General features: G+C 48.7%; 21 protein-coding genes. 19 read left to right on the plus strand and 2 right to left on the minus strand.

Features of this window, described 5'->3' with window-relative positions; translation table 11 throughout:
* Positions 1 to 19 precede the first annotated feature (19 nt).
* The 14 genes from DW743_RS04345 (at position 20) to DW743_RS04405 (ending at position 16,275) form a co-directional block, all read left to right on the plus strand.
* Positions 20 to 985 (plus strand): SseB family protein, encoded by a 966-nt coding sequence (locus DW743_RS04345; RefSeq protein ID WP_158568537.1) that lies wholly within the window; start codon positions 20 to 22, stop codon positions 983 to 985.
* Positions 986 to 1,089: 104 nt separating this feature from the next.
* Positions 1,090 to 4,005, plus strand: coding sequence for an insulinase family protein (locus tag DW743_RS04350; RefSeq protein ID WP_117760617.1), 2,916 nt, complete (start codon positions 1,090 to 1,092; stop codon positions 4,003 to 4,005).
* A 19-nt stretch (positions 4,006 to 4,024) separates the two neighbouring features.
* Positions 4,025 to 4,942, plus strand: a complete 918-nt coding sequence (gene era, locus DW743_RS04355; protein ID WP_055227900.1) for a GTPase Era — start codon at positions 4,025 to 4,027, stop codon at positions 4,940 to 4,942.
* Positions 4,943 to 4,967: 25 nt separating this feature from the next.
* The gene (gene recO, locus DW743_RS04360) at positions 4,968 to 5,711 is read left to right on the plus strand and encodes a DNA repair protein RecO (protein ID WP_117509403.1); all 744 of its coding nucleotides are present in this window, start codon (positions 4,968 to 4,970) and stop codon (positions 5,709 to 5,711) included.
* A 264-nt stretch (positions 5,712 to 5,975) separates the two neighbouring features.
* Positions 5,976 to 7,418: a sugar transferase gene (locus DW743_RS04365; RefSeq protein ID WP_117509402.1), complete on the plus strand. Its 1,443-nt coding sequence runs from the start codon at positions 5,976 to 5,978 to the stop codon at positions 7,416 to 7,418.
* 409 nt (positions 7,419 to 7,827) lie between these two features.
* Positions 7,828 to 9,606 carry a phosphotransferase gene (locus DW743_RS04370; RefSeq protein WP_117760618.1) on the plus strand — a complete coding sequence of 593 codons (1,779 nt, stop codon included), beginning with the start codon at positions 7,828 to 7,830 and terminating at the stop codon, positions 9,604 to 9,606.
* The gene (locus DW743_RS04375; protein WP_117760619.1) at positions 9,594 to 10,325 is read left to right on the plus strand and encodes an NTP transferase domain-containing protein; all 732 of its coding nucleotides are present in this window, start codon (positions 9,594 to 9,596) and stop codon (positions 10,323 to 10,325) included. Before DW743_RS04370 ends, DW743_RS04375 begins: the two co-directional genes overlap by 13 nt.
* Positions 10,315 to 11,883: a BCCT family transporter gene (locus tag DW743_RS04380; protein WP_055227905.1), complete on the plus strand. Its 1,569-nt coding sequence runs from the start codon at positions 10,315 to 10,317 to the stop codon at positions 11,881 to 11,883. The genes DW743_RS04375 and DW743_RS04380 overlap by 11 nt, the downstream gene beginning before the upstream one ends.
* Complete coding sequence (locus DW743_RS04385) at positions 11,855 to 12,379, plus strand: hypothetical protein (protein ID WP_117760620.1); 525 nt, start codon at positions 11,855 to 11,857, stop codon at positions 12,377 to 12,379. Before DW743_RS04380 ends, DW743_RS04385 begins: the two co-directional genes overlap by 29 nt.
* Before the next feature lie 12 nt (positions 12,380 to 12,391).
* Complete coding sequence (locus DW743_RS19010; RefSeq protein WP_416388105.1) at positions 12,392 to 12,568, plus strand: transglutaminase domain-containing protein; 177 nt, start codon at positions 12,392 to 12,394, stop codon at positions 12,566 to 12,568.
* 111 nt (positions 12,569 to 12,679) lie between these two features.
* The gene (locus DW743_RS04390) at positions 12,680 to 14,116 is read left to right on the plus strand and encodes a lipopolysaccharide biosynthesis protein (RefSeq protein WP_158554972.1); all 1,437 of its coding nucleotides are present in this window, start codon (positions 12,680 to 12,682) and stop codon (positions 14,114 to 14,116) included.
* A 127-nt stretch (positions 14,117 to 14,243) separates the two neighbouring features.
* Positions 14,244 to 15,443: an ATP-binding protein gene (locus tag DW743_RS04395; protein WP_117760621.1), complete on the plus strand. Its 1,200-nt coding sequence runs from the start codon at positions 14,244 to 14,246 to the stop codon at positions 15,441 to 15,443.
* Positions 15,443 to 15,697, plus strand: coding sequence for a helix-turn-helix domain-containing protein (locus tag DW743_RS04400; RefSeq protein WP_242991123.1), 255 nt, complete (start codon positions 15,443 to 15,445; stop codon positions 15,695 to 15,697). Before DW743_RS04395 ends, DW743_RS04400 begins: the two co-directional genes overlap by 1 nt.
* A 5-nt stretch (positions 15,698 to 15,702) precedes the next feature.
* Positions 15,703 to 16,275 (plus strand): VanZ family protein, encoded by a 573-nt coding sequence (locus tag DW743_RS04405; protein ID WP_117760622.1) that lies wholly within the window; start codon positions 15,703 to 15,705, stop codon positions 16,273 to 16,275.
* Positions 16,276 to 16,508: 233 nt separating this feature from the next.
* Here DW743_RS04405 and DW743_RS04410 read toward each other — a convergent pair whose 3' ends face one another.
* The gene (locus DW743_RS04410) at positions 16,509 to 17,396 is read right to left on the minus strand and encodes a DegV family protein (protein ID WP_117760623.1); all 888 of its coding nucleotides are present in this window, start codon (positions 17,394 to 17,396) and stop codon (positions 16,509 to 16,511) included.
* A 205-nt stretch (positions 17,397 to 17,601) separates the two neighbouring features.
* Between DW743_RS04410 and udp the strand changes: the two genes are divergently transcribed.
* Together udp and DW743_RS04420 are read left to right on the plus strand one after the other, a co-directional pair.
* The gene (gene udp / locus DW743_RS04415) at positions 17,602 to 18,378 is read left to right on the plus strand and encodes a uridine phosphorylase (protein WP_055220432.1); all 777 of its coding nucleotides are present in this window, start codon (positions 17,602 to 17,604) and stop codon (positions 18,376 to 18,378) included.
* A gap of 41 nt (positions 18,379 to 18,419) precedes the next feature.
* Entirely contained in the window at positions 18,420 to 18,851 is a 432-nt protein-coding gene (locus tag DW743_RS04420) for a cytidine deaminase (protein ID WP_117760908.1), read from the plus strand.
* Between the two features lie 86 nt (positions 18,852 to 18,937).
* On the opposite strand, the gene DW743_RS04425 is transcribed toward DW743_RS04420, so the two are convergent.
* Complete coding sequence (locus tag DW743_RS04425; protein WP_117509441.1) at positions 18,938 to 20,398, minus strand: DUF1846 domain-containing protein; 1,461 nt, start codon at positions 20,396 to 20,398, stop codon at positions 18,938 to 18,940.
* Between the two features lie 574 nt (positions 20,399 to 20,972).
* Here DW743_RS04425 and DW743_RS04435 point away from each other — a divergent pair.
* From DW743_RS04435 to tsaA, 3 genes are all read left to right on the plus strand, one after another.
* Positions 20,973 to 21,707, plus strand: a complete 735-nt coding sequence (locus tag DW743_RS04435) for a DedA family protein (protein ID WP_242998601.1) — start codon at positions 20,973 to 20,975, stop codon at positions 21,705 to 21,707.
* Between the two features lie 307 nt (positions 21,708 to 22,014).
* Positions 22,015 to 22,434, plus strand: a complete 420-nt coding sequence (locus DW743_RS04440; RefSeq protein ID WP_117509394.1) for a hypothetical protein — start codon at positions 22,015 to 22,017, stop codon at positions 22,432 to 22,434.
* Between the two features lie 178 nt (positions 22,435 to 22,612).
* Positions 22,613 to 23,299 (plus strand): tRNA (N6-threonylcarbamoyladenosine(37)-N6)-methyltransferase TrmO, encoded by a 687-nt coding sequence (gene tsaA, locus DW743_RS04445; RefSeq protein ID WP_117509440.1) that lies wholly within the window; start codon positions 22,613 to 22,615, stop codon positions 23,297 to 23,299.
* Positions 23,300 to 23,375: the final 76 nt, after the last annotated feature.

A 23,375-nucleotide genomic window follows, 5' to 3' on the forward strand; every position in this document is an offset into this window, starting at 1 on the left:
AGAAAGGACTCAACCACAAATGACAGTAGACAACAGCTTCACAATGAAGAAATTTCAGAGCATGGAAATCATCTATGTCACATTTTCCCAGATCACGAAACTCCCATACGTAGAGTGCGATCCGGAAACCTTTGATGATCAGGTATACATGTTTACCGAAGAAGAAGCAGCTAAAGAATTTGCAAAATCCTATGTAGAGAAGAACACCCCGCTGCTTACCGTAAAAGTACTGCGCAAGCAGATGCCGAACTTCTATATGGGCCTCTACGCAGAAGGTGTCAACATGGTCATCTTCCACGAAGGCGGTCAGACCCGCCGCATCGAGCTGGAGCAGATCTTCCCGAAACCGGACATGGAAAAAATGAACAAACAGCATCTTCCGGTCCTCAACCCTGGCGTACAGCTCACTGTAGTCTATTTCCTGCAGGAGCTCCGCAAACCAAATCAGAAAAGAGACGATGCCGAACGCATGCAGCACCTGCGTGAACTCGAAGAAGAAATGCTTGTCAACCTGATGCGAAGCAAATTCATCCTTGCCATCGACATCTCCCAGGTACAGGGCGAATTCGATCCGGCCAACCCGGGACCAGACGTGCGCATCCCGTACATCAAAAACCAGAACGAAGACATCTTCCAGCCGCTGTTTTCCGATATTGGTGAATTCCAGAAATTCCGTCCGGATCCGCAGGCAAAACTCCGTCTGGCAGCCATCCCGTTCCAGCACCTTCTGCCGTACCTGATGAAACAGGCCAAAGGCTTCGTCATCAACCCGTCCGGCTTCAACCTTCTGTTGACCAGAGAACAGCTCCAGAGAATCATGGGAGCCCAGGCGCAGAGTGTCCGCCCGAATCTCGAGGCGATGATGGCACAGGCTGCCGCAGCTCAGGCGCAGAGAAATGCGCAGAACAATGCTGCAAATGACGAAGTAAAAGATCATGTGGATGAGGCGGAAACTACCGACGCAGAAACAGACCACGAAGAATAAAAACCGACAGGGCCGCAGAAAATCCCAGTAAACGGGCACTGCGGTCCGTTTTTGACTGCATAAAACCGGAAATAATAAAGAAAAACAAGAAAGGATATACAAAAATGAACGCAGAACATTGCAAAGCCTATACCCTGCTGCAGGAACAGCAGATTGATGATATCCACGCACATGGCTACCTCCTTCGCCACAACAAAAGCGGAGCCCGCGTGCTGCTTCTCGAGACGGAGGATGACAACAAAGTATTCAACATCGCGTTCCGTACCCCGCCGGCCGACAGCACCGGCGTAGCCCACATCCTCGAGCACAGCGTCCTCTGCGGCTCCCGCGAATTCCCGTTAAAGGATCCCTTCGTAGAACTCGTCAAAGGATCCCTGAACACCTTCTTAAATGCTATGACCTACCCGGATAAAACCATGTACCCGGTAGCCAGCACCAACGATGCCGACTTCCAGAACCTGATGCATGTCTACATGGACGCCGTATTCTACCCGAACATTTACAAACACGACGAAATCTTCCGTCAGGAAGGCTGGAGCTATCATCTGGAAAGCAAAGACGGCCCGCTGACCTACAACGGTGTTGTATACAACGAGATGAAAGGAGCCTTCTCCTCCGCAGACGATGTCCTGGAGCGTGAAACATTCAACACCCTGTTCCCGGACACTCCGTACGGCGTAGAATCCGGCGGAGATCCGTCCTGCATCCCGAACCTGACCTACGAAAACTTCCTGAAATTCCATCAGACCTATTACCATCCGTCCAACAGCTATATCTACCTGTACGGAAACATGGATATGGAAGAAAAACTGGTATGGATGGATGAAAAATACCTGTCCCATTTTGATGCAAAAGAAGTAAAATCCGAAATCCCGTATCAGAAACCATTTGCAGAGACCCTCGACATTGTACACGAGTACCCGGTGCTCGACGGCGATCCGCTTGAAAACAATGCGTACCTGTCCTACAACATGGTCATTGGCAGCGGTCTGGATGTAAAATTAAACGTGGCATTTTCTGTTCTGGAGTATGCACTCCTTGACGCACCGGGAGCCCCGGTCAAACAGGCACTCCTTGACGCACACATCGGAAAAGATGTTTACGGTTCCTACGAGGACGGCATCCTGCAGCCATTCTTCTCCATCGTAGCCAAGAACGCTGATGAAAATGAGAAAGAAAAATTCCTGTCCATCATCCGCGGCACCCTCGAGGATATCGTGAAAAACGGCATGGATCAGAAAGCCATCGAGGCAGGCATCAACTATTTCGAATTCCGTTTCCGTGAGGCGGACTTCTCCAGCTTCCCAAAGGGCCTGATGTACGGCATCGACGTCTTCGACAGCTGGCTGTACGACGAGAACAAACCGTTCGCCTACCTGCAGCAGCTTGCGATCTACGATGAGCTGAAAAAACTGGCAAAAGAAGGCTATTTCGAAAACCTGATCCAGACGTATCTGCTGGACAACACCCATGCCTCCATCGTGACCCTCATTCCAAAGACCGGTCTTGCCGCAGAAAATGATGCAAAGACCGCAGAAAAACTGCAGAAATACAAAGAGAGCCTGTCAAAAGAAGAGATCGAGAAAATCATTGCTGACACCAAAGAGCTGGCAGCATATCAGGAAGAAGAGGAGAGCGAGGAAGTACTCGAGACGATTCCGCTCCTGAAACGAAGCGATATCAAACGTGAGTCTATCAAACTTTACAATGACGAGCATGAAGTCGATGGAACGACAGTGCTTCATCACAACGTATTCACGAACGGCATCGGTTACTTAAGCTTGTTGTTTGATACGAAAAATGTGCCGAACGATCTGATCCCGTACATGGGCGTATTAAAATCCGTTCTCGGCTATGTGGACACCGAACACTACACCTACGGCGAACTGTTCAACGAGATCAATGCACAGACCGGCGGCATCAACTGTGGACTGCAGGTATTCCGCATTCCGGAAAATGATGACGACTGCCGCAGAATGTTCGGCATCCGCGCGAAATTCCTGTACGACAAACTGGATTTCGTCATGAAAATGATTGAGGAAATCCTGAACACCTCCCGCCTGGATGACGAGAAACGTCTTCACGAGATCATCTCCAGCATGAAATCCGGCCTGCAGAACCGCCTGTCTTCCGCCGGAAATGCAACGGCTGTGATGCGTGCAGCTTCCTATTACTCCCCGATGAGCAATTTCCAGGACCGCATCGCAGGCATCGGCTTCTACCAGCTCTTAAAAGATCTGGACGAGAACTTCGATGAGAAAAAAGCAGAACTGATTAAAAATCTGCAGACCCTGATGAAATACATCTTCCGCAAAGAGAATCTGACCGTCTCCTATACCGCAGACGAGACAGGCTACGCACCGCTGGAAGAAAAAATCGCAGCATTCAAAGAGAATCTGTACACCGACGAAGTGGAGCCGGGCAGCATTGTGTATGACTTTGAACAGAAAAACGAAGCCTTCCAGACCTCCGGCCAGGTACAGTACGTGGCACTCTGTGGAAACTTCGAGCGCGAAGGCTACGACTACACAGGAGCCCTGCGCATCCTGCGTGTCATGCTGAGCTATGACTATCTGTGGATCAACATCCGTGTCAAAGGCGGCGCTTACGGCTGCGGCGGAGCTTTCGGAAGAGGCGGAAACGCGTGCATTTCTTCCTACCGTGACCCGAACGTCGGAAGAACCCTTGAAGTATACCGCGGTATCGGCGATTACGTGCGCAATTTCGAAGCAGACGAGCGCCAGATGACCAAATACATCATCGGAACGATCAGCGAACTCGACGTCCCGATGAACCCGTCCGCAAAAGGCCAGACCTCCGAGAGCGCATGGTTCAACGGCATCACCGAAGCAGACTTCCAGCAGGAGAGAGATCAGATCCTCGATGCAACCCTGGACGACATTCATGCACTGGCAGACCTTGTAGATGCAGCCTTAAAACAGAACAACATCTGCGTTGTCGGAAGCGAAGCAGCCATTCAGAAAGAGAAAGAACTGTTTAAGAACGTAGAGAACTTATAAATGAGGAGAAGAGACAGCAATGGAAAACAATGCAAATTATAAATCCGGCTTTGTAGCCCTGATTGGCCGTCCGAACGTGGGAAAATCCACGCTGATGAACCACCTGATCGGACAGAAGATTGCGATTACATCCAAGAAACCGCAGACCACCCGCAACCGCATCCAGACCGTTTATACGTGTGACGAGGGACAGATCGTGTTCCTCGACACACCGGGTATCCACAAGGCGAAAAATAAGCTCGGCGAGTACATGGTCGATGTAGCCGAGAAAACGTTAAAAGAAGTCGATGTGATTCTCTGGCTGGTAGAGCCGAGCAACTTCATCGGAGCAGGAGAGCGCCATATCGCAGAGATCCTGGAGAAAGTCAATGCGCCGGTCATCCTCATTATCAACAAGACCGATACCGTGGAGAAAGACAAAATCCTGGAATTCATCGATACGTACCGCAAGCTGTTCCAGTTTGCCGAGATCATTCCGTGCTCGGCACTCCGCCATCAGAACACCGATGACATCATTCCGAGCATCTTCAAATATCTGCCGTACGGCCCGCAGTTCTACGATGAGGACACCATCACCGATCAGCCGATGCGCCAGATCGTGGCTGAGATCATCCGCGAGAAAGCACTGTACGCCTTAAACGAAGAGATCCCGCACGGCATCGCCGTTGTGATCGACCAGATGAAAGACCGCCCGAACGGAAAAATCGTTGATATTGATGCGACCATCATCTGCGAGCGCGATTCCCACAAGGGCATCATCATCGGAAAACAGGGCGCGATGCTCAAGAAGATCGGAAGCAACGCGCGGTATGAGCTGGAGCAGATGCTGGAGCAGAAAGTCAACCTGAAGCTCTGGGTCAAAGTCAAAAAAGACTGGCGCGACAGCGATTTCCTCGTGAAGAACTTCGGATATGATAAAAAGAAACTCGATTTATAATATTGCATTATAATAAGGAAGAAACATGCGAGAACCAATCAATGTAAGCGGAATGGTATTATCCGCCTCCCCGGTCGGAGAGTATGACAAGCGCGTCGTGATCCTGACCCGGGAGCTCGGCAAAATCACCGCCTTCGCGCGCGGCGCCCGCCGCATGAAAAGCCCGCTGATGGCCGTCTCCAATCCGTTCGTCTTCGGCGAGTTTCAGGTTTACGAGGGCCGTGACAGCTACACCCTCTCCGGCGCAAACATTAAAGAATACTTCCTCGACCTGGCGCAGATGCAGCCCGGCGTTTATTACGGCTTTTATTTTCTGGAACTGGCCGAATATTTCGGCCAGGAAGGAAACGATGAAACCCAGATGCTGAACCTTCTGTACGTGACGATGAACGCCATCCGCAGCGGAAAACAGGACCTCCGCCTGATCCGGTGCATCTTCGAACTGCGGACGATCACAATCAGCGGAGAAGCACCGCAGATGTTCTCCTGCATGGAGTGCGGCACGAAAGAGAATCTGACCGTTTTCTCCCTGCGCGACAGCGCCATCTACTGCCCAAACTGTGGAAAAACCATCAGAGATCCATGGCCGCTGCAGCCGGGCACCGTGCTGGCATGCCGCTATATCATTGCGGCACCGCTCGCGAAGCTGTATGGTTTTACCGTAAATGAAGAGATCCTGGACGAACTGGAACGATTGCTGCGTGCATATCTCCATCGCTATGTCGAAAAGAAGATGAAAACATTACAGATTCTGGATGTGATGAAATAATATAAAATGTAATAATTTGCAAAAATGTGAAATAATTATGTCCAAAAGTGTGTCCACACCTTTACAAATAAGTAGAAATGGGATAGAATATTTGGAATAAAGAAAAAAATGGTTCTGTATTCGTCACAGAAGATATTGCAAATGCATAGTACCAGAAAAAATGAGAAGGTTTTAGTGAAAATGGTAATATAAAAGCTAGAAAAACTATGCGAAACAAGAGAATGTTACGAGTACGGCGAAAAAAATACGACAGGGGAGAAAGGTATGTACAAAAAATCATCCACAGGATGGCTGAAGCATCTGGATTTTATGGTTCTTGATATTATCTGTCTTCAGCTGGCTTTCGTCATGGGTTATTTCTTAAGACATCACAGTTTTAAGCCATATGGAAGCCCAATTTACCGAAATGAGGCTATCGTATTCGCTCTGATCCAGCTGATGATCATGTTTTTTGACGATTCCTTCAAAAACGTCATGAAGCGCGGATACCTCGTGGAAATCGGAATGACTGTAAAAAATATGGTATACATCATCGTTCTTGGTGTATTCTACCTGTTCCTGATTCAGGAGGGAGATCAGTTCTCCAGAGCAACCATTATGCTGACCGGTGCTCTGTACGGAATGCTTTCCTATCTGATGCGCATCGGATGGAAGGCTGTGGTAAAGAAACGCAGCAGCGGGGAACACAGCGGCCGTTCGCTTCTGATCATCACGACCGAAAAACAGTCACAGTCCGTTGTAAAGAGCATGCTGGATTTCGATTACATCGGCGTTCGTCCGACTGGCGTTGTTCTCGTAGACCAGGACAGAACCGGACACAAAATCCACGGCGTACCGGTGGTATCGAACCTTGCAGATGCAGCTGAGTATGTCTGCCGTGAGTGGTTCGACGAAGTGCTGATCGTTCTGCCGGAAGGCAGAGAAATCCCGCAGAAAGTATTCGACGCATTCGCCGAGATGGGCATTACGATCCACGTAAAAATTGCGGACGTGAACGAAATGCAGGGAAAAAATCAGACTGTAGAGCGCATGGGCAACTATACCGTGGTCACCACCTGCATCAATATGGCAAGCGCAGGACAGCTTGTGCTGAAACGAATCATGGACATCTGCGGCGGTCTTGCCGGATGTATTCTGACCGGAATCATCTTCCTGTTCGTTGCCCCTGCGATTTATATCAAGTCTCCGGGCCCGATCTTCTTCTCACAGTACCGTGTCGGAAAGAACGGAAGAAAATTCAAAATTTACAAGTTCCGTAGCATGTACATGGATGCGGAAGAGCGGAAAAAAGAACTGATGAAACAGAACCGCGTCAGCGATGGTCTGATGTTCAAAATGGAGAATGACCCGCGTGTCATCGGAAGCGAAAAAGGACCAGGCAAAGGAATCGGAAACTTTATCCGCAAAACCTCGCTGGATGAATTCCCGCAGTTCTTCAATGTGTTAAAAGGCGACATGAGCCTTGTAGGAACCCGTCCGCCGACAGTGGATGAGTGGGAGAAATATGAGCTCCATCACAGAGCAAGACTGGCAATCAAGCCGGGACTGACTGGTATGTGGCAGGTAAGCGGACGAAGCGAGATTACAGATTTTGAAGAGGTTGTAAAACTGGATACGAAGTACATTTCAGAATGGTCCTTTATGCTGGATATTAAGATTTTGTTTAAAACTGTACTGATTGTATTAGGCCAGAAAGGTTCTATGTAAAAAAAATGAAAAATGGAGATATATTGTAGTTTTGGGAGTAGTGTGGTAAAATAAAGGTAAATTTTAAGAAAAATTTATGAATGGAAGCGCAAAGAAGTCCTGATGACGGCGAAAAGGAAAAAGGCTTCCTTTGACAGGTGGTCCAAATAATGTTAATTATTTGGACCTTTTTATGTGAACTTCCTGAAATATTAACTCTCGTTTCGACATGTTCTTGCTTTAAGCCAGTTGTAGCATACTTTAAAAGGAATTTTATGAGAGTTAATTTTATAGGAAGTTCACATATATACTACCACAAAAGTAATTATCTTTCACTGACAACTATCCTAACACACAGGGGATTGAAAAAGTCATAAAGTTATGGTATAATCGAAAACAAAAGTTCATGAAAAATGAAAGAAGGAAGTATATGAACAACTCAAAACAAGATATATTGAACAACCTGATAAAAGAACCCTTCATCAATCAGCGTATCCTTGCCGCACAGACCGGCCATTCGCTTGGAATCGTCAATCGTTCGATCAAGGAACTGATTTCAGAAGGTTACCTGGATGAAGAGATCCGTCCGACGGAAAAGACACTGCGTGAGGCAAAAGAGAAAGCGCCGAAAAACGCCATTATCCTTGCCGCCGGATTTGGTATGCGGATGGTTCCGATTAATACAGAGACACCGAAAGGACTTCTGGAAATCAAGGGAGAGCGGCTGATAGAGCGCACAATCCGTCAGCTTCATGAAGTCGGCATTACAGAGATTTACGTCGTTGTCGGATTTATGAAAGAGCAGTATGAATATCTGATCGATGAATACGGCGTAGAATTGATCGTCGCTCCGGACTATGTGTCGAAAAACAATCTGCATTCCCTGAAAACGGCGGCAGCCCATTTATCAAACAGCTACATCATTCCCTGTGATATCTGGTGTGAAAAGAATCCATACAGCAGAAACGAATTATATTCCTGGTACATGGTCAGCGATCTGGTGGATGATGACAGTACCGTCCGCGTAAACCGGAAGCAGGAGCTGGTCGTACAGAAAGAACAGGCAGGCGGAAACGCGATGATCGGCATCTGTTATCTGCTGGAAACAGAAGCGGAGATCGTGCGGGAGCGTCTGGAAGAACTGGGAAGAGATTCCCGATACGACGGAGCGTTCTGGGAGGAAACCTTATACCGGAAAGACAGAATGATTGTGACGGCCCGTGTTGTACATGCTGCCGATGCCGTAGAAATCAATACCTATGAGCAGCTGCGTGAGATTGACAGCGATTCCAGCCAGCTGCAGACGGATGCGATTCAGGTAATCTGTGAAGCACTTGGAGCACAGCAGAACGAAGTGACAAACATTACAGTTCTGAAAAAAGGAATGACAAACCGATCCTTTTTATTCTCCTGTAAAGATAAAAAATACATTATGCGAATTCCGGGAGAGGGAACCGATCAGTTGATCAACCGCAGGCAGGAAGCCGCTGTATATCAGACGATCGCCGGCCGCAGGATCTGTGATGAGATTGCCTATATTAACCCGGAGAACGGCTACAAAATCACAGAATATCTCGAAGGTGCGCGGGTCTGCGATGCAGAAAATGAGGAAGATCTTCAGAAATGCATGAAGAAACTGCGGGAGTTTCACGGGCAGAAATTAAGAGTAGACCATTCCTTCGACCTGTTCGGACAGATGGAATACTATGAAAGCCTCTGGGAAGGAACTCCGTCAGCATATAAAGATTACGAAAAGACGAAAGCGCATGTGCTTCAGTTAAAGGATTACATCGAAGCAAATGCCGGAGAGTGGGTGCTCACTCACATTGATGCTGTGCCGGACAATTTTCTGTTTGTGGAAGAAAACGGAAAAGAGGAGATCCGCCTGATCGACTGGGAATACGCCGGAATGCAGGATCCGCATGTGGATATTGCGATGTTCTGTATCTATTCTCTTTACAAAAAAGAGCAGGTGGACCATCTGATTGATCTTTATTTTGAAGGAAACTGTGACGACAGAACACGCATAAAAATCTACTGCTACATCGCAGTCTGCGGTCTGCTCTGGAGCAACTGGTGCGAATATAAACGGAAATTAGGCGTGGAATTCGGAGAATATTCCCTGCGGCAGTACCGTTACGCAAAAGATTATTACAAAATTGTCCAGCAGGAACTGGGAGAGGAAGGAAAAGAAATATGTACAAAGTAGAGCGCGCCATTATTATGGCGGCAGGCCTCGGAAACCGGATGAAGCCGGTAACGTTAAAAACACCAAAACCGCTGGTCCGGGTAAACGGTGTGCGGATGATTGATACCGTCATCAATGGACTGCACAAAAACGGAATCACAGAAATTTACGTGGTAGTCGGTTACCTCAAGGAACAGTTCCAGACACTGGAAGAGGAGTACCCGGGTCTGAAGCTGATCGACAATCCGTGGTACGATACCTGCAACAACATCGCATCGCTGTATGTGGCGCGGGAACATCTGGAAAATGCGTTTATTCTTGACGGTGACCAGATCATCTATCATCCGGAAATTCTGGCACCGGAGTTTGAGCGATCCGGTTACAACAGCGTGTGGACGGATGATGAGACCGACGAGTGGCTGCAGACCGTGGAAAACGGCATTGTGACAGGCTGCAGCAGAACCGGCGGAAAGGGCGGCTGGCAGCTCTACAGCATTTCCCGATGGACAGCAGAAGATGGAAAGCGGTTAAAAGGCCATCTGGAGCAGGAGTTTGAAGTAAAGAAAAACCGTCAGATTTACTGGGACGATGTGGCAATGTTCTGCTACCCGAAAGAGTATCAGCTTGGCATCCGGCCAATGAAGGCAGAGGATATCATAGAAGTAGACAATTTCAGCGAGCTTGTTGCACTCGATGCATCGTATGCGGATTACGCAGAAAGGGAAGAAAATGAACAGTAAGAACCAACAGAAGAAAAAAGAAATCGACTGGATGATTACGCTGGTGCCTCTGGCGCTGATCGTTGCTCTATGTATCGTATTTTTCTTTGCACCGGAGCAGTCGAATCAGGTACTTGGCCAGATTCGATTTCTGTTTGGAGACACCTTTGGAACGTATTACCTGGTCATCGGACTTGGCATTTTCTTTCTGTCTCTGTTTCTGGCAGGCTCCAAATACGGAAATATTGTGCTTGGAAAGCCGGATGAGAAGCCAAAATATTCCTTTTTTGCATGGGGATGCATGATGTTTACCTGTGGTCTGGCAGCAGATATTCTGTTTTATTCGTTCTCTGAGTGGATTTTGTACGCAACAGATCCTCACATCGCAGAACTTGGCAGCATTCAGGACTGGGCAGGCGTATTTCCACTGTTTCACTGGAGCTTTATCCCGTGGGGATTCTATCTGGTACTGGCTGTTGCGTTTGGCTTTATGCTTCATGTAAGAAAACGAAACCGTCAGAAATACAGCGAGGCGTGCCGTCCGATTCTGGGAAAACAGACAGATGGAATTGGCGGCCGTCTGATTGACCTTCTGGCTGTCTTTGCATTGCTGGCCGGAACTGCTACCACTTTTAGTGTGGCAACTCCTCTGATGGCGGAAATCATCGGCGAGCTGTTCCATATGGAAGTCAGCAGAACTGTGATTAATATTATCATTCTTCTGATCACCTGCTGTGTTTATACCTATTCTCTTCTGCATGGATTCAAAGGAATCAGCATTCTGGCCAAGGTGTGCATTTATCTGTTTTTCGGACTCCTTGCCTTCGTCCTGCTGTTTGGGGGAGAGACGCGGTATATTATTGAAACTGGATTTTCTTCTCTTGGAAAAATGATTCAGAACTTTATCGGCTTATCGACGTATACGGACCCGATGCGTACGACAAACTTCCCACAGAACTGGACCATTTATTACTGGGCATACTGGATGGTATGGTGTGTGGCAGCACCGTTCTTCATTGGCAGCATTTCCCGCGGAAGAACAGTGCGCCAGACGATTCTCGGCGGATACGGTTTTGGTGTGGGTTCCACGCTTGTCAGCTTTATTATTCTTGGAAATTATTCGATGGGAAAGCAGATTTCAGGTGCAATTGATTTCATTTCGCAGTATAATGAAAGTGGAGATTTATATCATCTGATCGTGTCGATGATCAAAACCATGCCGTGTGCACCGCTGATTATGGTTGTTGTATTAGTTACGATGGTTGCATTTTATGCGACATCGTTCGACTCGATCGCATTGACGGCATCGTGCTACAGCTACCGGAAACTGGAAGACGGCGAAGAGCCGGCAAAAGGAATTCAGCTGATGTGGTGTATCCTGCTGATCCTGCTTCCGATTGCACTTCTTTTTGCAGAGAGTTCCATGAACAGTCTGCAGTCTGTCAGTATCGTAGCGGCATTTCCGATCGGCATTGTGATCGTGATGATTGCGGTCAGCTTCTTAAAAGATGCAAAACTGTATTTAGAAGAATTGCAGGGAGGAAAAGCGCATGGAGAGGAGAAAAAAGAGAATCGTTAAACTGACAGCATTTTTGTTTCTGCTTGCGGCATCCATTTTTGTGATGCCGCAAAAGGCGTTTGCGGACGAAAATGAGGATGTTACATTGCCGACGGGCGATATTAAACCCATGGAACCACAGCAGGATGAGTCCGGGATTGATACATACGGGGCCGATGAAGGCGATGAGTTCAGCGGAACGGAGTATGAATTGTATACGGTTCTGGAGAATCGTGTGAAAGAAGCGATGCTGTCTGGAAATGAATGGGTATCCATTAAAGATTTAAAAATAAGAAGGGATACCTATGACTTAAGCTTTTATTATGGCTATTCGCCGTATTTTCCGAGTGATACGTATAATAGAATCATTGCCTGGTATGGTGATGCATACTATACAGGTTTGAGAATTACCAATACATTCGGAACACCGGAAGAAACCAAACAGATTTTTAATGCAGTGGATGAGAAACTGGCATCCATCTATAAACTGATGAACAATTCCATGACAGATGAGTAGAAGGCGTTTGTAATTCACGATTATCTGGTATTGCATGCAGAGTATGATCTGAATTATAAGAATTATACCAGTTATGGTGTGCTGATGGACGGAAGAGGTGTGTGTCAGTCGTATGCATTGGCCTATATGTATATTCTGAATCATTTGGGAATCGAAACACATAAAGCAGTGAGAATCCCCCATGGTTGAATGGAAGCGTTCAACCATGGGGGATTTTAATGGATGTTCCTCTTGCAGTCCCCCCCATTTTGTGTTAACATAAAACACGCAAATAACCAACAGCAAGGAGTTCTATTTTACATGAACATTACCTCAAAATACCGTTCTCTCTCCGTCCAGGCGAAGGCGGCGCTTTGGTTTACGATCTGCAGTTTTTTACAGAAAGGCATTTCGTTCATCACAGTTCCGATTTTCACGCGTCTGATGAGCACCGAGGAGTACGGAACCTATACGGTTTATCTGTCCTGGCTGCAGATTTTGACGATTATGACATCGCTGTATTTATTTAATGGTGTTTATGACAATGCGATGGCAAAGTACGAGAAGCAGCGGGATGAATATACATCTGCAATGCAGGGACTGACGCTTGTGATTACGGGTGCGGTTTTTGCATTGTATTGTTTTACATCGGGTTTCTGGGAGAAGATTTTAAATCTGCCGAAATCCATGATTCTGCTGATGTTTCTGGAAGCGCTGCTGAGTCCGGCGCTTTCTTACTGGTCGGGGCGGCAGCGGTTTGAGTATCGGTACCGGATTCTGGTCTGCGTGACGATTCTGCAGGCGCTGATGAACCCGATCGCGAGCCTGGTGCTGATCCGTATCAACGGCGGTACGGCCATGATGCGGATCTTAGGTATCGTCGGGGTGCAGGTCTGCATCTGTGTGCCGATTATTGTGTTCCAGTTTTGCAAAGGAAAAGAGTTCTTTTCGAAGGAATACTGGGGCTACGCACTGCGGATCGGAATTCCGATTGTGCCGCATTATCTGTCCGGTATTATCCTGAATCAGGGCGACCGCATCATGATCGACAAGATGGTCGGAAAGACGGAAGTTGCGCTGTACGGGCTGGCGTACAGCATTGGTATGCTGGTGCAGCTTTTCATCAGCGGTATGAACAGTGCATTGACACCGTGGATGTACAGCAAGATCAAAAAGGGCGACATCCGCTCGATGCGGAAGGTGCTGCAGCTTCTTAGTATTGTAGTGGTCGGCATAGCCGTGGCGCTGATGCTGATCAGTCCGGAGATGGTGCTGATTTTCGGATCGCCGAAGTACCGCGAGGCGGTGTACGTCATTCCGCCGGTGGCAGCGAGTGTGTTCTTTATCTTTATTTATAATATTCTCTCGATGCCGCAGTTCTATTATGAAAAAACACAGTTTCTGATGGCTGCATCCATGGCGGCGGCTGGAGCGAATGTGGTGCTGAACTTTATTTTTATCCGCCTGTTCGGCTATATTGCGGCCGGTTACACGACGCTGGCATGCTATATGCTGTATTCGGTCGGCCATTATATTGTGAGCAAACAGATTCTGGTGAACGAAGGAATCCAGGAAAATCTGATGAATCCAGGATTTCTTCTGGCGTGCTCCGTTTTTCTGATTGGAGCAAGCATCATCTGCAATCTGATTTTCCCGTACAGGATCCTGCGTTACGCGATTCTGCTCGCAAGTGCAGGGCTGGTCTTCTGGAAGAAAGAACTTCTGTTGAAGACGATGGCGGATATCCGGAAAAAATAAAAAAGTGGGGGAGGATTTGAAACGAATGTTCAGAGACTCCCCGTTTTTTCTTGACAGTCACAGAAAAAACGATACAATGAAAGAATGAAGAAAAGTAAGGCATTTTAATTAGAAAAGGAAAAATTACATGAGTACCAGTATTTCAATAAAAGAACTAAAAGAGCTCGATCCGTCAAGCTATCAGATCGTCGATATCCGCGATGCGGTAGAGATCTCCCACGGCGCGATTCCGGGAGCGCTTGTGATGAAGACAGAAGAAATCGAGACAAGTGATGCGATTGACCGGAGCAAAAAGACGATTATCTGCTGCAGCCGCGGCCGGTTCAGTGTCGCAGCGGCGGAAGAATTACAGGAAAAGGGCTGGGACGCTGTGAGCCTGGAGGGCGGTTACATCGCCTGGCTGATGGATGTGATGAGCGCGCCGGAGGAGCAGGACAAGGCGGCAGACGTGGAGAAGAGTCTCCGCAAAAAATTCAAAAAGTCGATCTGGTCCAAATTTACGAAAGCGATCAACACATACGAGCTGGTAAAACCGGGCGATAAAATCGCTGTCTGTATTTCCGGCGGAAAAGATTCGATGTTGATGGCGAAATGCTTTCAGGAGTTAAAGCTTCACAATAAATTTGATTTCGAAGTAAAATTCGTTGTCATGGACCCGGGATACAGCCCGGAGAACCGCAAGGTGATCGAGGATAACGCAAAGAGCCTCCATATTCCGATCACGATTTTCGAGACCGATATTTTCGATTCGGTTTACCATGTCGAAAATTCGCCGTGTTACCTCTGCGCGAGAATGCGCCGCGGCCATCTGTACCATTTTGCACAGCAGCTTGGCTGCAACAAGATCGCACTTGGCCATCATTACGATGATGTCATTGAGACAATCCTCATGGGAATGCTCTACGGTGCGCAGGTGCAGACGATGATGCCGAAGCTTCACAGCATCCACTTCGAGGGCATGGAGCTGATCCGCCCGCTGTATCTGGTGCGCGAGGATGATATCAAGGCGTGGAGAGATTATAACGGTCTGCATTTTATCCAGTGTGCCTGCAAGTTTACCGATACCTGCACGACCTGCAATAACGAGGAGAATCGTTCGAAACGCGTGGAGATCAAGGAACTGATCAAAAACCTGAAAAAGGTGAATCCGTTCGTGGAGAGCAATATTTTCCGCAGTGTCGAAAATGTCAACATTGACACCGTGGTCGGCTACAAGCAGCACGGCATCCGCCACAATTTCCTGGAAGGATACGACGACAATCCGGGGTATGTGCCGGAGGCAGAAAAAGCAGCGGCGGAAACGGAGCAGGAAAAAGAAGGAAAGTAATGCACAGAAAAATAGAAGAAACGCCGGGGCGGGAGAAAATGCTGATCCGGCTGAAAGAGCTCCGTCTGGAACGCGGTTACTCGATGACACAGGCGGCGCGGAAGATTTTCAGTCACCCGGACACCTACAACCGGTATGAAAAAGGCATCCGTGAGATTCCGTTGGACTGTCTGATTACGCTGGCAAAGCTGTATGACTGCAGTCTCGATTATCTCGCGGGTGTTTCCGATCAGCCGCGAAAATACGGAAGGTGATGTAAATGGCAATTCCTCTTTATCTGACAACGATTGAACAGGATATTTTTGATACATTCCGGTATCTGCCGCATGCGGTTGCAGTCGGTGTCGGCTTTGTGACGGTTGCGGCGGCGTGGAAAAACCAGCAGATGATAAAGAAACAAAAACGGCTGGAGCATGCGCATGCGGTTCCTGGCACCCAGCTTCTGCTGTGGTTTCTGGTAGCAGTCTATTTTGCGATGATGCTTTCTATTACGCTGTTTTCCAGAGAACCGGGTTCGAGAACGGGCGTGGATGTGAAGCTGTTTGAAACCTGGGGAAACCAGCGGCTGCCGGACCGGTATTTTGTGGAAAATATTCTGCTGTTTCTCCCGTTCGGCGTATTGCTGCCGGCGGCGGTTCCGTCTCTTCGGAAAGGATGGTGCTGCGTCTATGCGGCGTTTTCCACAAGCATGATGCTGGAAACAGTGCAGCTCTTAACAGAGCGCGGCTACTGCCAGTTAGATGATGTTGTGACGAATACGCTTGGAGCAGCCATCGGGTATCTGGTGTTTGCACTGGTGCGGAAATGTTGGAGAGGGAAGATAGAAGAATAGAAGGAAAACAAGAAGGCTCTGCCCAAATGGACAGAGCTTTTTTCTTCCCTGTTTTTATAGCAAGACCCGAAAATAATGCAAAAAATTCAGCACCGCAGAGCGTGAATTACTGCGTCACAGATTTTCGTCGTACCCCGGCACGCCTTCAAATCTGTTCCTTGCAATTCGCGCTCTGCAGCACTGCCTTTTTTGCATTATTTTCGGGTCTTGCTATAGATGGAAGTGCAGGAGAGTTAATCCACCCGTTCTTTCCCCCAGAAAAACAATGCCACGGTTCCCGGCCCTGTGTGGCTGCCGATGGTGGTTCCGATGTTGTTGATCTCGACTTTTCCGTTCAGATTGGGAAAGCGTTCCTCGATAAGATCCGCAACGGCCCGCGCATCGTCGTAGCAGGCGGACTGGGAAATGTAGCATTTGCCGGAGTAGGAGAGGCCGCCCTCGGCGTTTTCTTCCATCTGGTCGACGATTTTTTTGATGACTTTTTTCTTCGTACGGATTTTAAACCGCGGAATCAGACGGCCTTCGTTGTCCATGTTGAGCAGCGGGCAGATGCCGAGGAGTCCGCCGATTGCGCCGGAGGCTTTGGAGATGCGGCCGCCGCGCACGTAGAAGGTGAGGTCCGTGGAGAAGAACCAGTGATGGACTTTGAGGCGGTTTTTCATCGCGAAACCGTAAACCTCTTCCAGCGGTTTTCCTTCATCGCGCAGGTCGGCAAGGCGGTCCATCAGAAGACCATAGCCGGAGGAAGCGCCGAGGGAATCCACGATGAGGATTTTCCGTTCCGGGTAGCGCTCTTCAAGGTCGGCTTTGGCGATCATCGCAGAATTCAGGACACCGGAAATGCCGGAGGAGAGGCAGACGTGGAGAATGTCTTTGCCGTCCTGCAGGAATGTTTCAAAATAGGCTTCAAATTCATCGGCATTCACCTGGGATGTTTTCGTGGAAGCGCCGGCGGCCATGGCGGCATAGAACTGATCGAACGGCATGGACTTGCCGAGATCATCCGCGTACTCGGTGTCATTTAATTTGTAATGGAAACAGATGTATGAGATTTCCCGTTTGGAGAAATGTTCTTCGGTAAGGTCTGCCGTAGAGCAGCAGCTGATGACATAGGAACTCATAAAATAATCCCTCCTTGTAAAAATGAAAGTAAGAACTCTGGTTTCTGTGCCTATTGTAGCATTCCGAATGGGAAAAGGCAACTGCGGAACGTGATTATATCCGTAATGAAAGGGGAAGCGAAATGGTGTCAAGCCTTGTATTTGCGGTGCGGCCTGTGGTAGAATAGAACTATGAGAATACGAAAATACAAGGAGGTTTTTGCATATGCAGAATTATTCAGGAGAAGAAGGGCTGCAGTATCATCTGCAGATCCGAAAAGGCGATGTGGGACGGTATGTGATTCTGCCGGGAGATCCCAAACGGTGTAAAAAAATTGCAGCTTACTTTGAGAACCCGGTGCTCGTCGCAGACAGCCGGGAATTTGTGACTTATACGGGTACTTTGGACGGTGTAAAGGTTTCCGTTACATCTACCGGCATCGGCGGTCCGTCGGCTTCCATCGCGATGGAAGAGCTGATCCAGTGCGGCGCCGATACGTTTATCCGCGTCGGAACATGCGGCGGTATGGCACTCGATGTAGAGGGCGGCGATATCGTGGTGGCAACGGGAGCGATCCGTGCGGAGGGAACGTCAAAGGAATACGCACCGATCGAGTTCCCGGCAGTCGCAGACCTTACCGTGACGAATGCGCTGGTGCAGGCGGCAAAGAATCTTGGGAAAAAATGGCATGCGGGCGTGGTACAGTGCAAGGATTCCTTCTACGGCCAGCACGACCCGGAGCAGATGCCGGTCGGCGATGAGCTGCTGAAAAAATGGGATGCATGGATGAAGCTTGGATGCAAAGCGTCAGAGATGGAATCGGCGGCACTCTTTATCGTGGCAAGTGCCCGCGGCGTCCGTGCCGGATCGGATTTTCTTGTGATGGGAAATCAGGAGAGAGTGAAACGCGGCATGGAGAACCACATTACGCACGATACGGAAGGTGCGATTCAGGTAGCCATCGAGGCACTGCGGATTCTGATCCGGGAAGATCAGAAATAAGAAAGAAAAAATAAGGGGATACTGGAAAGGGGATGCTGGATATGAAACAGGAAATCAGTACAGAAATAAAACAGGAGCTGGTAAAACAGGCTCTGGCAGCGCGGAAATTTGCGTATGTGCCGTATTCGAAATTCCGCGTAGGCGCGGCGGTTCTGGCAAAGAATGGAGCGATTTATACCGGTTGCAACATTGAAAATGCGGCGTATACACCGACAAACTGCGCGGAGCGCACCGCGGTCTTCAAAGCCGTATCCGAGGGCATAACGGAATTTGACGCGATCGCCGTCTGCGGCGGCCCGGGAGAGGCAGAGCCGGAGGATTTCTGCACACCGTGCGGTGTCTGCCGCCAGGTCCTGCGGGAATTCGTTGATCCGAACGAATTTCTCGTCCTTCTCTGCAAGGGCGACGGTTCCTGGAAAGAAATGACACTCGAGGAGCTGCTGCCAATGGGATTCGGAAAAGAAAATTTATAAACAGAAGCCGGAAAAGAAAAAATCCAGGGCAGGTACGGAAAGTACCGTATGCCCTGGATTTTTTATGTCCAAGATATAAAAATTATTTACTGAAATTTCGGCTCACAGGTCAGATCGCATCCCAGACGCTGGAACATTTTGCGGTCCACATCGGAGAGCATAACGCTGGAGTGCACCTGGCAGCCCTTTAACTGCGGCAGGCAGGAGAGTGCTTTCTGTGCATCCTCGCTCTGTGCAGCGGTAGCGGACAGGGCGATCAGAACTTCGTCAGTATGGAGACGCGGATTTTTGCTTCCGAGATACTTTGTTTTCAGTGTCTGGATCGGAGCGATGGATTCCGGTGAGAGAACGTGTACGTCGTGTTCAATACCGGAAAGGTCTTTTAAAGCATTCAGCAGAAGTGCTGCGCTTGAGCCGAGCAGATCGCTTGTCTTTCCGGTGATGATGCGTCCGTCCAAAAGCTCCATGGCAGCAGCCGGTGCGCCGGTCGCTTCAGCGCGGACAAGAGCCGGGGAAACGGTGGTGCGGTCTGCGGCAACGATGTTCTCCTGTTTCATCAGAAGCTCGATTTTGTAAGCCTCTGTCTCGGAACGGGAACCGTCTGCGATGCCGTCCACAGCGTTATAGTAGCGGCGGATGATCTCCTGGCGGGAAGCCTCGCAGCATGCGGCATCATCGACAATGCAGTTTCCGGCCATGTTGACACCCATGTCGGTCGGGGATTTGTATGGGCTCTCGCCGAAAATCTGCTGGAAAATGGCGCGCAGAACCGGGAAAATCTCAACATCACGGTTATAGTTGACGGTTGTTACATCGTATGCCTCAAGATGGAACGGGTCGATCATGTTGACATCGTTCAGATCGGCGGTAGCAGCCTCATAGGCCAGGTTGACCGGGTGCTTCAGCGGCAGATTCCAGATCGGGAAGGTTTCATATTTGGCATAGCCGGCGTTTACACCGCGTTTGTGCTCGTGGTAAAGCTGGGAAAGACAGGTTGCCATCTTTCCGCTTCCCGGTCCCGGTGCGGTAACGACAACGAGCGGGCGTGTCGTTTCGATGTATTCGTTCTTTCCATATCCCTCATCGCTTACGATCAGCGGTACATTGTGCGGGTAGCCCGGAATTGTGTAGTGAATGTAAACCGGGATGCCGAGCTTTTGCAGTCTCTTTTTAAAGGCATCTGCGCTGTGCTGGCCGGAATACTGGGTAATTACTACGCTTCCGACGTAGAGGCCGCGTCCGCGGAACTCGTCGATCAGACGGAGTACATCACTGTCGTAGGTGATGCCGAGGTCACCGCGGATTTTGTTTTTCTCAATATCGGATGCGGAAATTGCCATAACAATCTCGGCCTGATCGGAAAGCTGCATCAGCATGCGCAGTTTTGCGTCCGGTGCAAAGCCCGGAAGAACGCGGGATGCGTGGAAATCGTCGAACAGCTTTCCACCGAATTCCAGATACAGCTTGTTGTCAAACTGGTTGATGCGGTCGCGGATGTGCTCGGACTGCATTTTCAGGTATTTTTCATTGTCAAATCCAATTTTCATGGTATTTTTCTCCCTTTTTTCCATGGTATTTGTTTGAAAGAAACGGATCATTCCTGCAGGGATGATGCAAAGTTTTCCCCATTGGGTTCTGAAGAGTTACAAACAACTGATTTTATTTTACTATAGAGAAAAGTCACGTGCAAGAAAAAAATGCGGCAGGAATAGAAGCGATTCAGAAAAAGCACTCCTTCGCGCAAGCATGATTCGCGATTTTTCCGGAATTTCGCATGGATCTGAATCGTTACAAAAAAAATCTCCCCAAAAGGAGAGAGGCCGGGACTTGGTTGAAGCCCCGGCGGTATGAAAAAGAAATCTATCTATTAGAAAGGTTGGCGTTGGAGACGTGCTTCCAGAAATGCTTTGCCGTCTCCGGTTTATTTATAGAGAAACAATGGAGGTTGTTTTTTACTTCCTTTGTTGTTGATAAGATTAGTATACGGGAAAATTGTGACCAGAATGTGTACACGGGATAAAGCTTTTCTGAAGAGAACATGAAAACAAAAGGAAGAAAATCTGACGGAATTGTAAAGAAGTAGTCAAAAAGGATTCATGCACCGTGGAAAAGGCGCATAAAATGCAGGAGAAGAAAAAGAGCATTTCCGGCAGGAAAACCGATAAGACCGGAAAACCGGCTATCTGGCAGCTGCGGGGAAGAGGTTTCTATGCCGGAAATGAAAAGGAAGAGAAAAATTTGCAGAGCGTGATTCTGGATATGGTCAACCGTTTTGGCTATCTTGGTATTCTGATTCTGATTGCGGTGGAAAATGTATTTCCACCGATTCCCTCCGAGGTGATTCTGACCTTTGGCGGTTTTCTGACAACGTGTACTCGGCTGCACCCGGCGGGGGTTGTGCTGGCATCTACGGCGGGCTCACTGCTTGGCGCGCTGGTGCTGTACGGAGCCGGAACCCTCGTCAGCCCGGAAGGGCTTGCCGAGCTGCTCGAGAGCCGGCCGATGAAGCTTCTGGGGTTTCGGGCAGAGGATGCCTGGAAGACCATTGCCTGGTTTCAGAAAAAGGGGCAGCGGGCTGTGCTGCTCGGCCGATGCATTCCGATTATCCGAAGTCTCATCTCGGTTCCGGCCGGCATGGCGGGGATGAAGATGCCGGGATTTCTGCTATATACCATAGTCGGGAGTACGGTCTGGAATCTTCTTCTGGTTGGCATCGGTGCAGCGGTCGGCGCTGCATGGGAGCAGGTGGCAGAATATGTGAAGCTATATGCGGATGTGGTTTTCCTTATTTTAATGGTGGGAACCGTATGCTTTCCGGCATTCCATTTATATAGGAAGAAACACCGTCAAAAATAATAGGATGCATGAAATCATGCATGATATGCAAAAAATATGCTTGCAATTTAGCAATAAGTGTGCTAAGATTCATCTCAACAAATAAAAGGGAGTAGCGAAACGCCGCGGGATCTGAAATAAAAACATCCCGTGCGGGTTTGAAACCGTCAGCCGATGTTGAGAAACATCCGTATCAAATGAGAACGCAAGACTTTTATTGTGGCAGATGTCATGATAGGAGTCTTTTTTTATCCTTCGACTCCTGAATACCAAACATGAACTGCCATCCGTTGCCAGCGAAAGAAGCGTGGCGGAGAGAGAGGAATGTATGAGCAGCCAAAGAGTAAAAAAAGAATTGTACGAAACTGCAATGACAGGAGAAAAGGCACTGACCAGCCTGATGTATGTACAGATGACACTGTATGCAGCAAAAAGCCAGAAAACGTATGCCAGGGTGCGAAGCGAGGGGCGTGCAAGGATGCGCCACACGGGGCTTCATATGAATCAGTATTTAAGAGCGGCAGGAAAGGATCTGGAAAGCTTTCGAAACCGTCTGAAAGAGACACATCTGCCGGAAGAGCTTCAGTCAAAGGCAGAAACATTTCTGGTCCAGACGGTACATGCGCTGGATGTGACGGAGAAAAAACAGATGTACCGCAGGGAACTGATCGGGATGGAAGAGAAAGTAAAGGAAACAGCAGAACAGATCGAGGAGCTGCTGAAAAGCATGCGGGAGCTTGGAGTATAAGTCACCGTCTGGCAGGCTCTGCGTGACCCGTAACGTGTAGTATCCGCAGGGGAGTCGGCGAAGGGGAATGCGCATGGTGGACTTTTCAAAAACAAAATGTTAAGATAAAACATATGGTAATGATTCAGAGCCATGCGAAATAGAAGAGAAGATGCAGGAAAGAAAAGGAGTAAGAAACGTGGCAGAAGAAATTGCAATGAAGGTGATCGCCCGAATCCACACGGATTTCCCGGAAAAATTCGGGATTCCGAGGCAGAGCGGACTGATCGAAGAACTAAAGAGTACGATCGTTTTTGAACCGGAGTTCCGCGATGCAAATGCACTGAGGGGGCTGGAAGAATATTCCCATCTCTGGTTGATCTGGGAGTTTTCGGAAGCCGTGCGGGATACCTGGTCTCCGATGGTGCGGCCGCCGCGGCTTGGCGGAAATAAGCGTGTCGGCGTATTTGCTACGCGTTCGCCGTTCCGTCCGAATCCGATCGGTCTTTCTTCGGTAAAGCTGGAATATGTGGAGCAGCATCCGTCGCTTGGTCCGGTATTGCACCTTACGGGAGCAGATCTGATGGACGGCACACCGATTCTGGATATCAAACCGTATCTGCCGCATGTAGACAGTCACGTGGAGGCACTTGGCAGCTTTACGGAAAAGACGAAAGAATACTTTATTCCGGTTGAGATTCCGGACGAGCTGCTGGAAAAGGTTCCGGCAGACCACCGTGCGGCGCTGAAAAAAGTGCTGGAGCAGGATCCGCGTCCATCGTATCAGAACAGCGAAGAACGCGTCTACGGACTTTCCTTTGCGGGAATGGAAATCAAATTCCAGGTAAAGGACGAGGTACTGCATGTTGTGGGAGTAGAAATGTGAGGAAGAAATAAAGATCGGGAGAAAAGACCGAAAGCAAGGATCGAAAGCAAAGATCAAAAGCGAAGATCAAAAGCAA

The organism is Blautia sp. AM28-27 (assembly GCF_003480905.1).
GTDB lineage: Bacteria > Bacillota > Clostridia > Lachnospirales > Lachnospiraceae > Fusicatenibacter > Fusicatenibacter saccharivorans.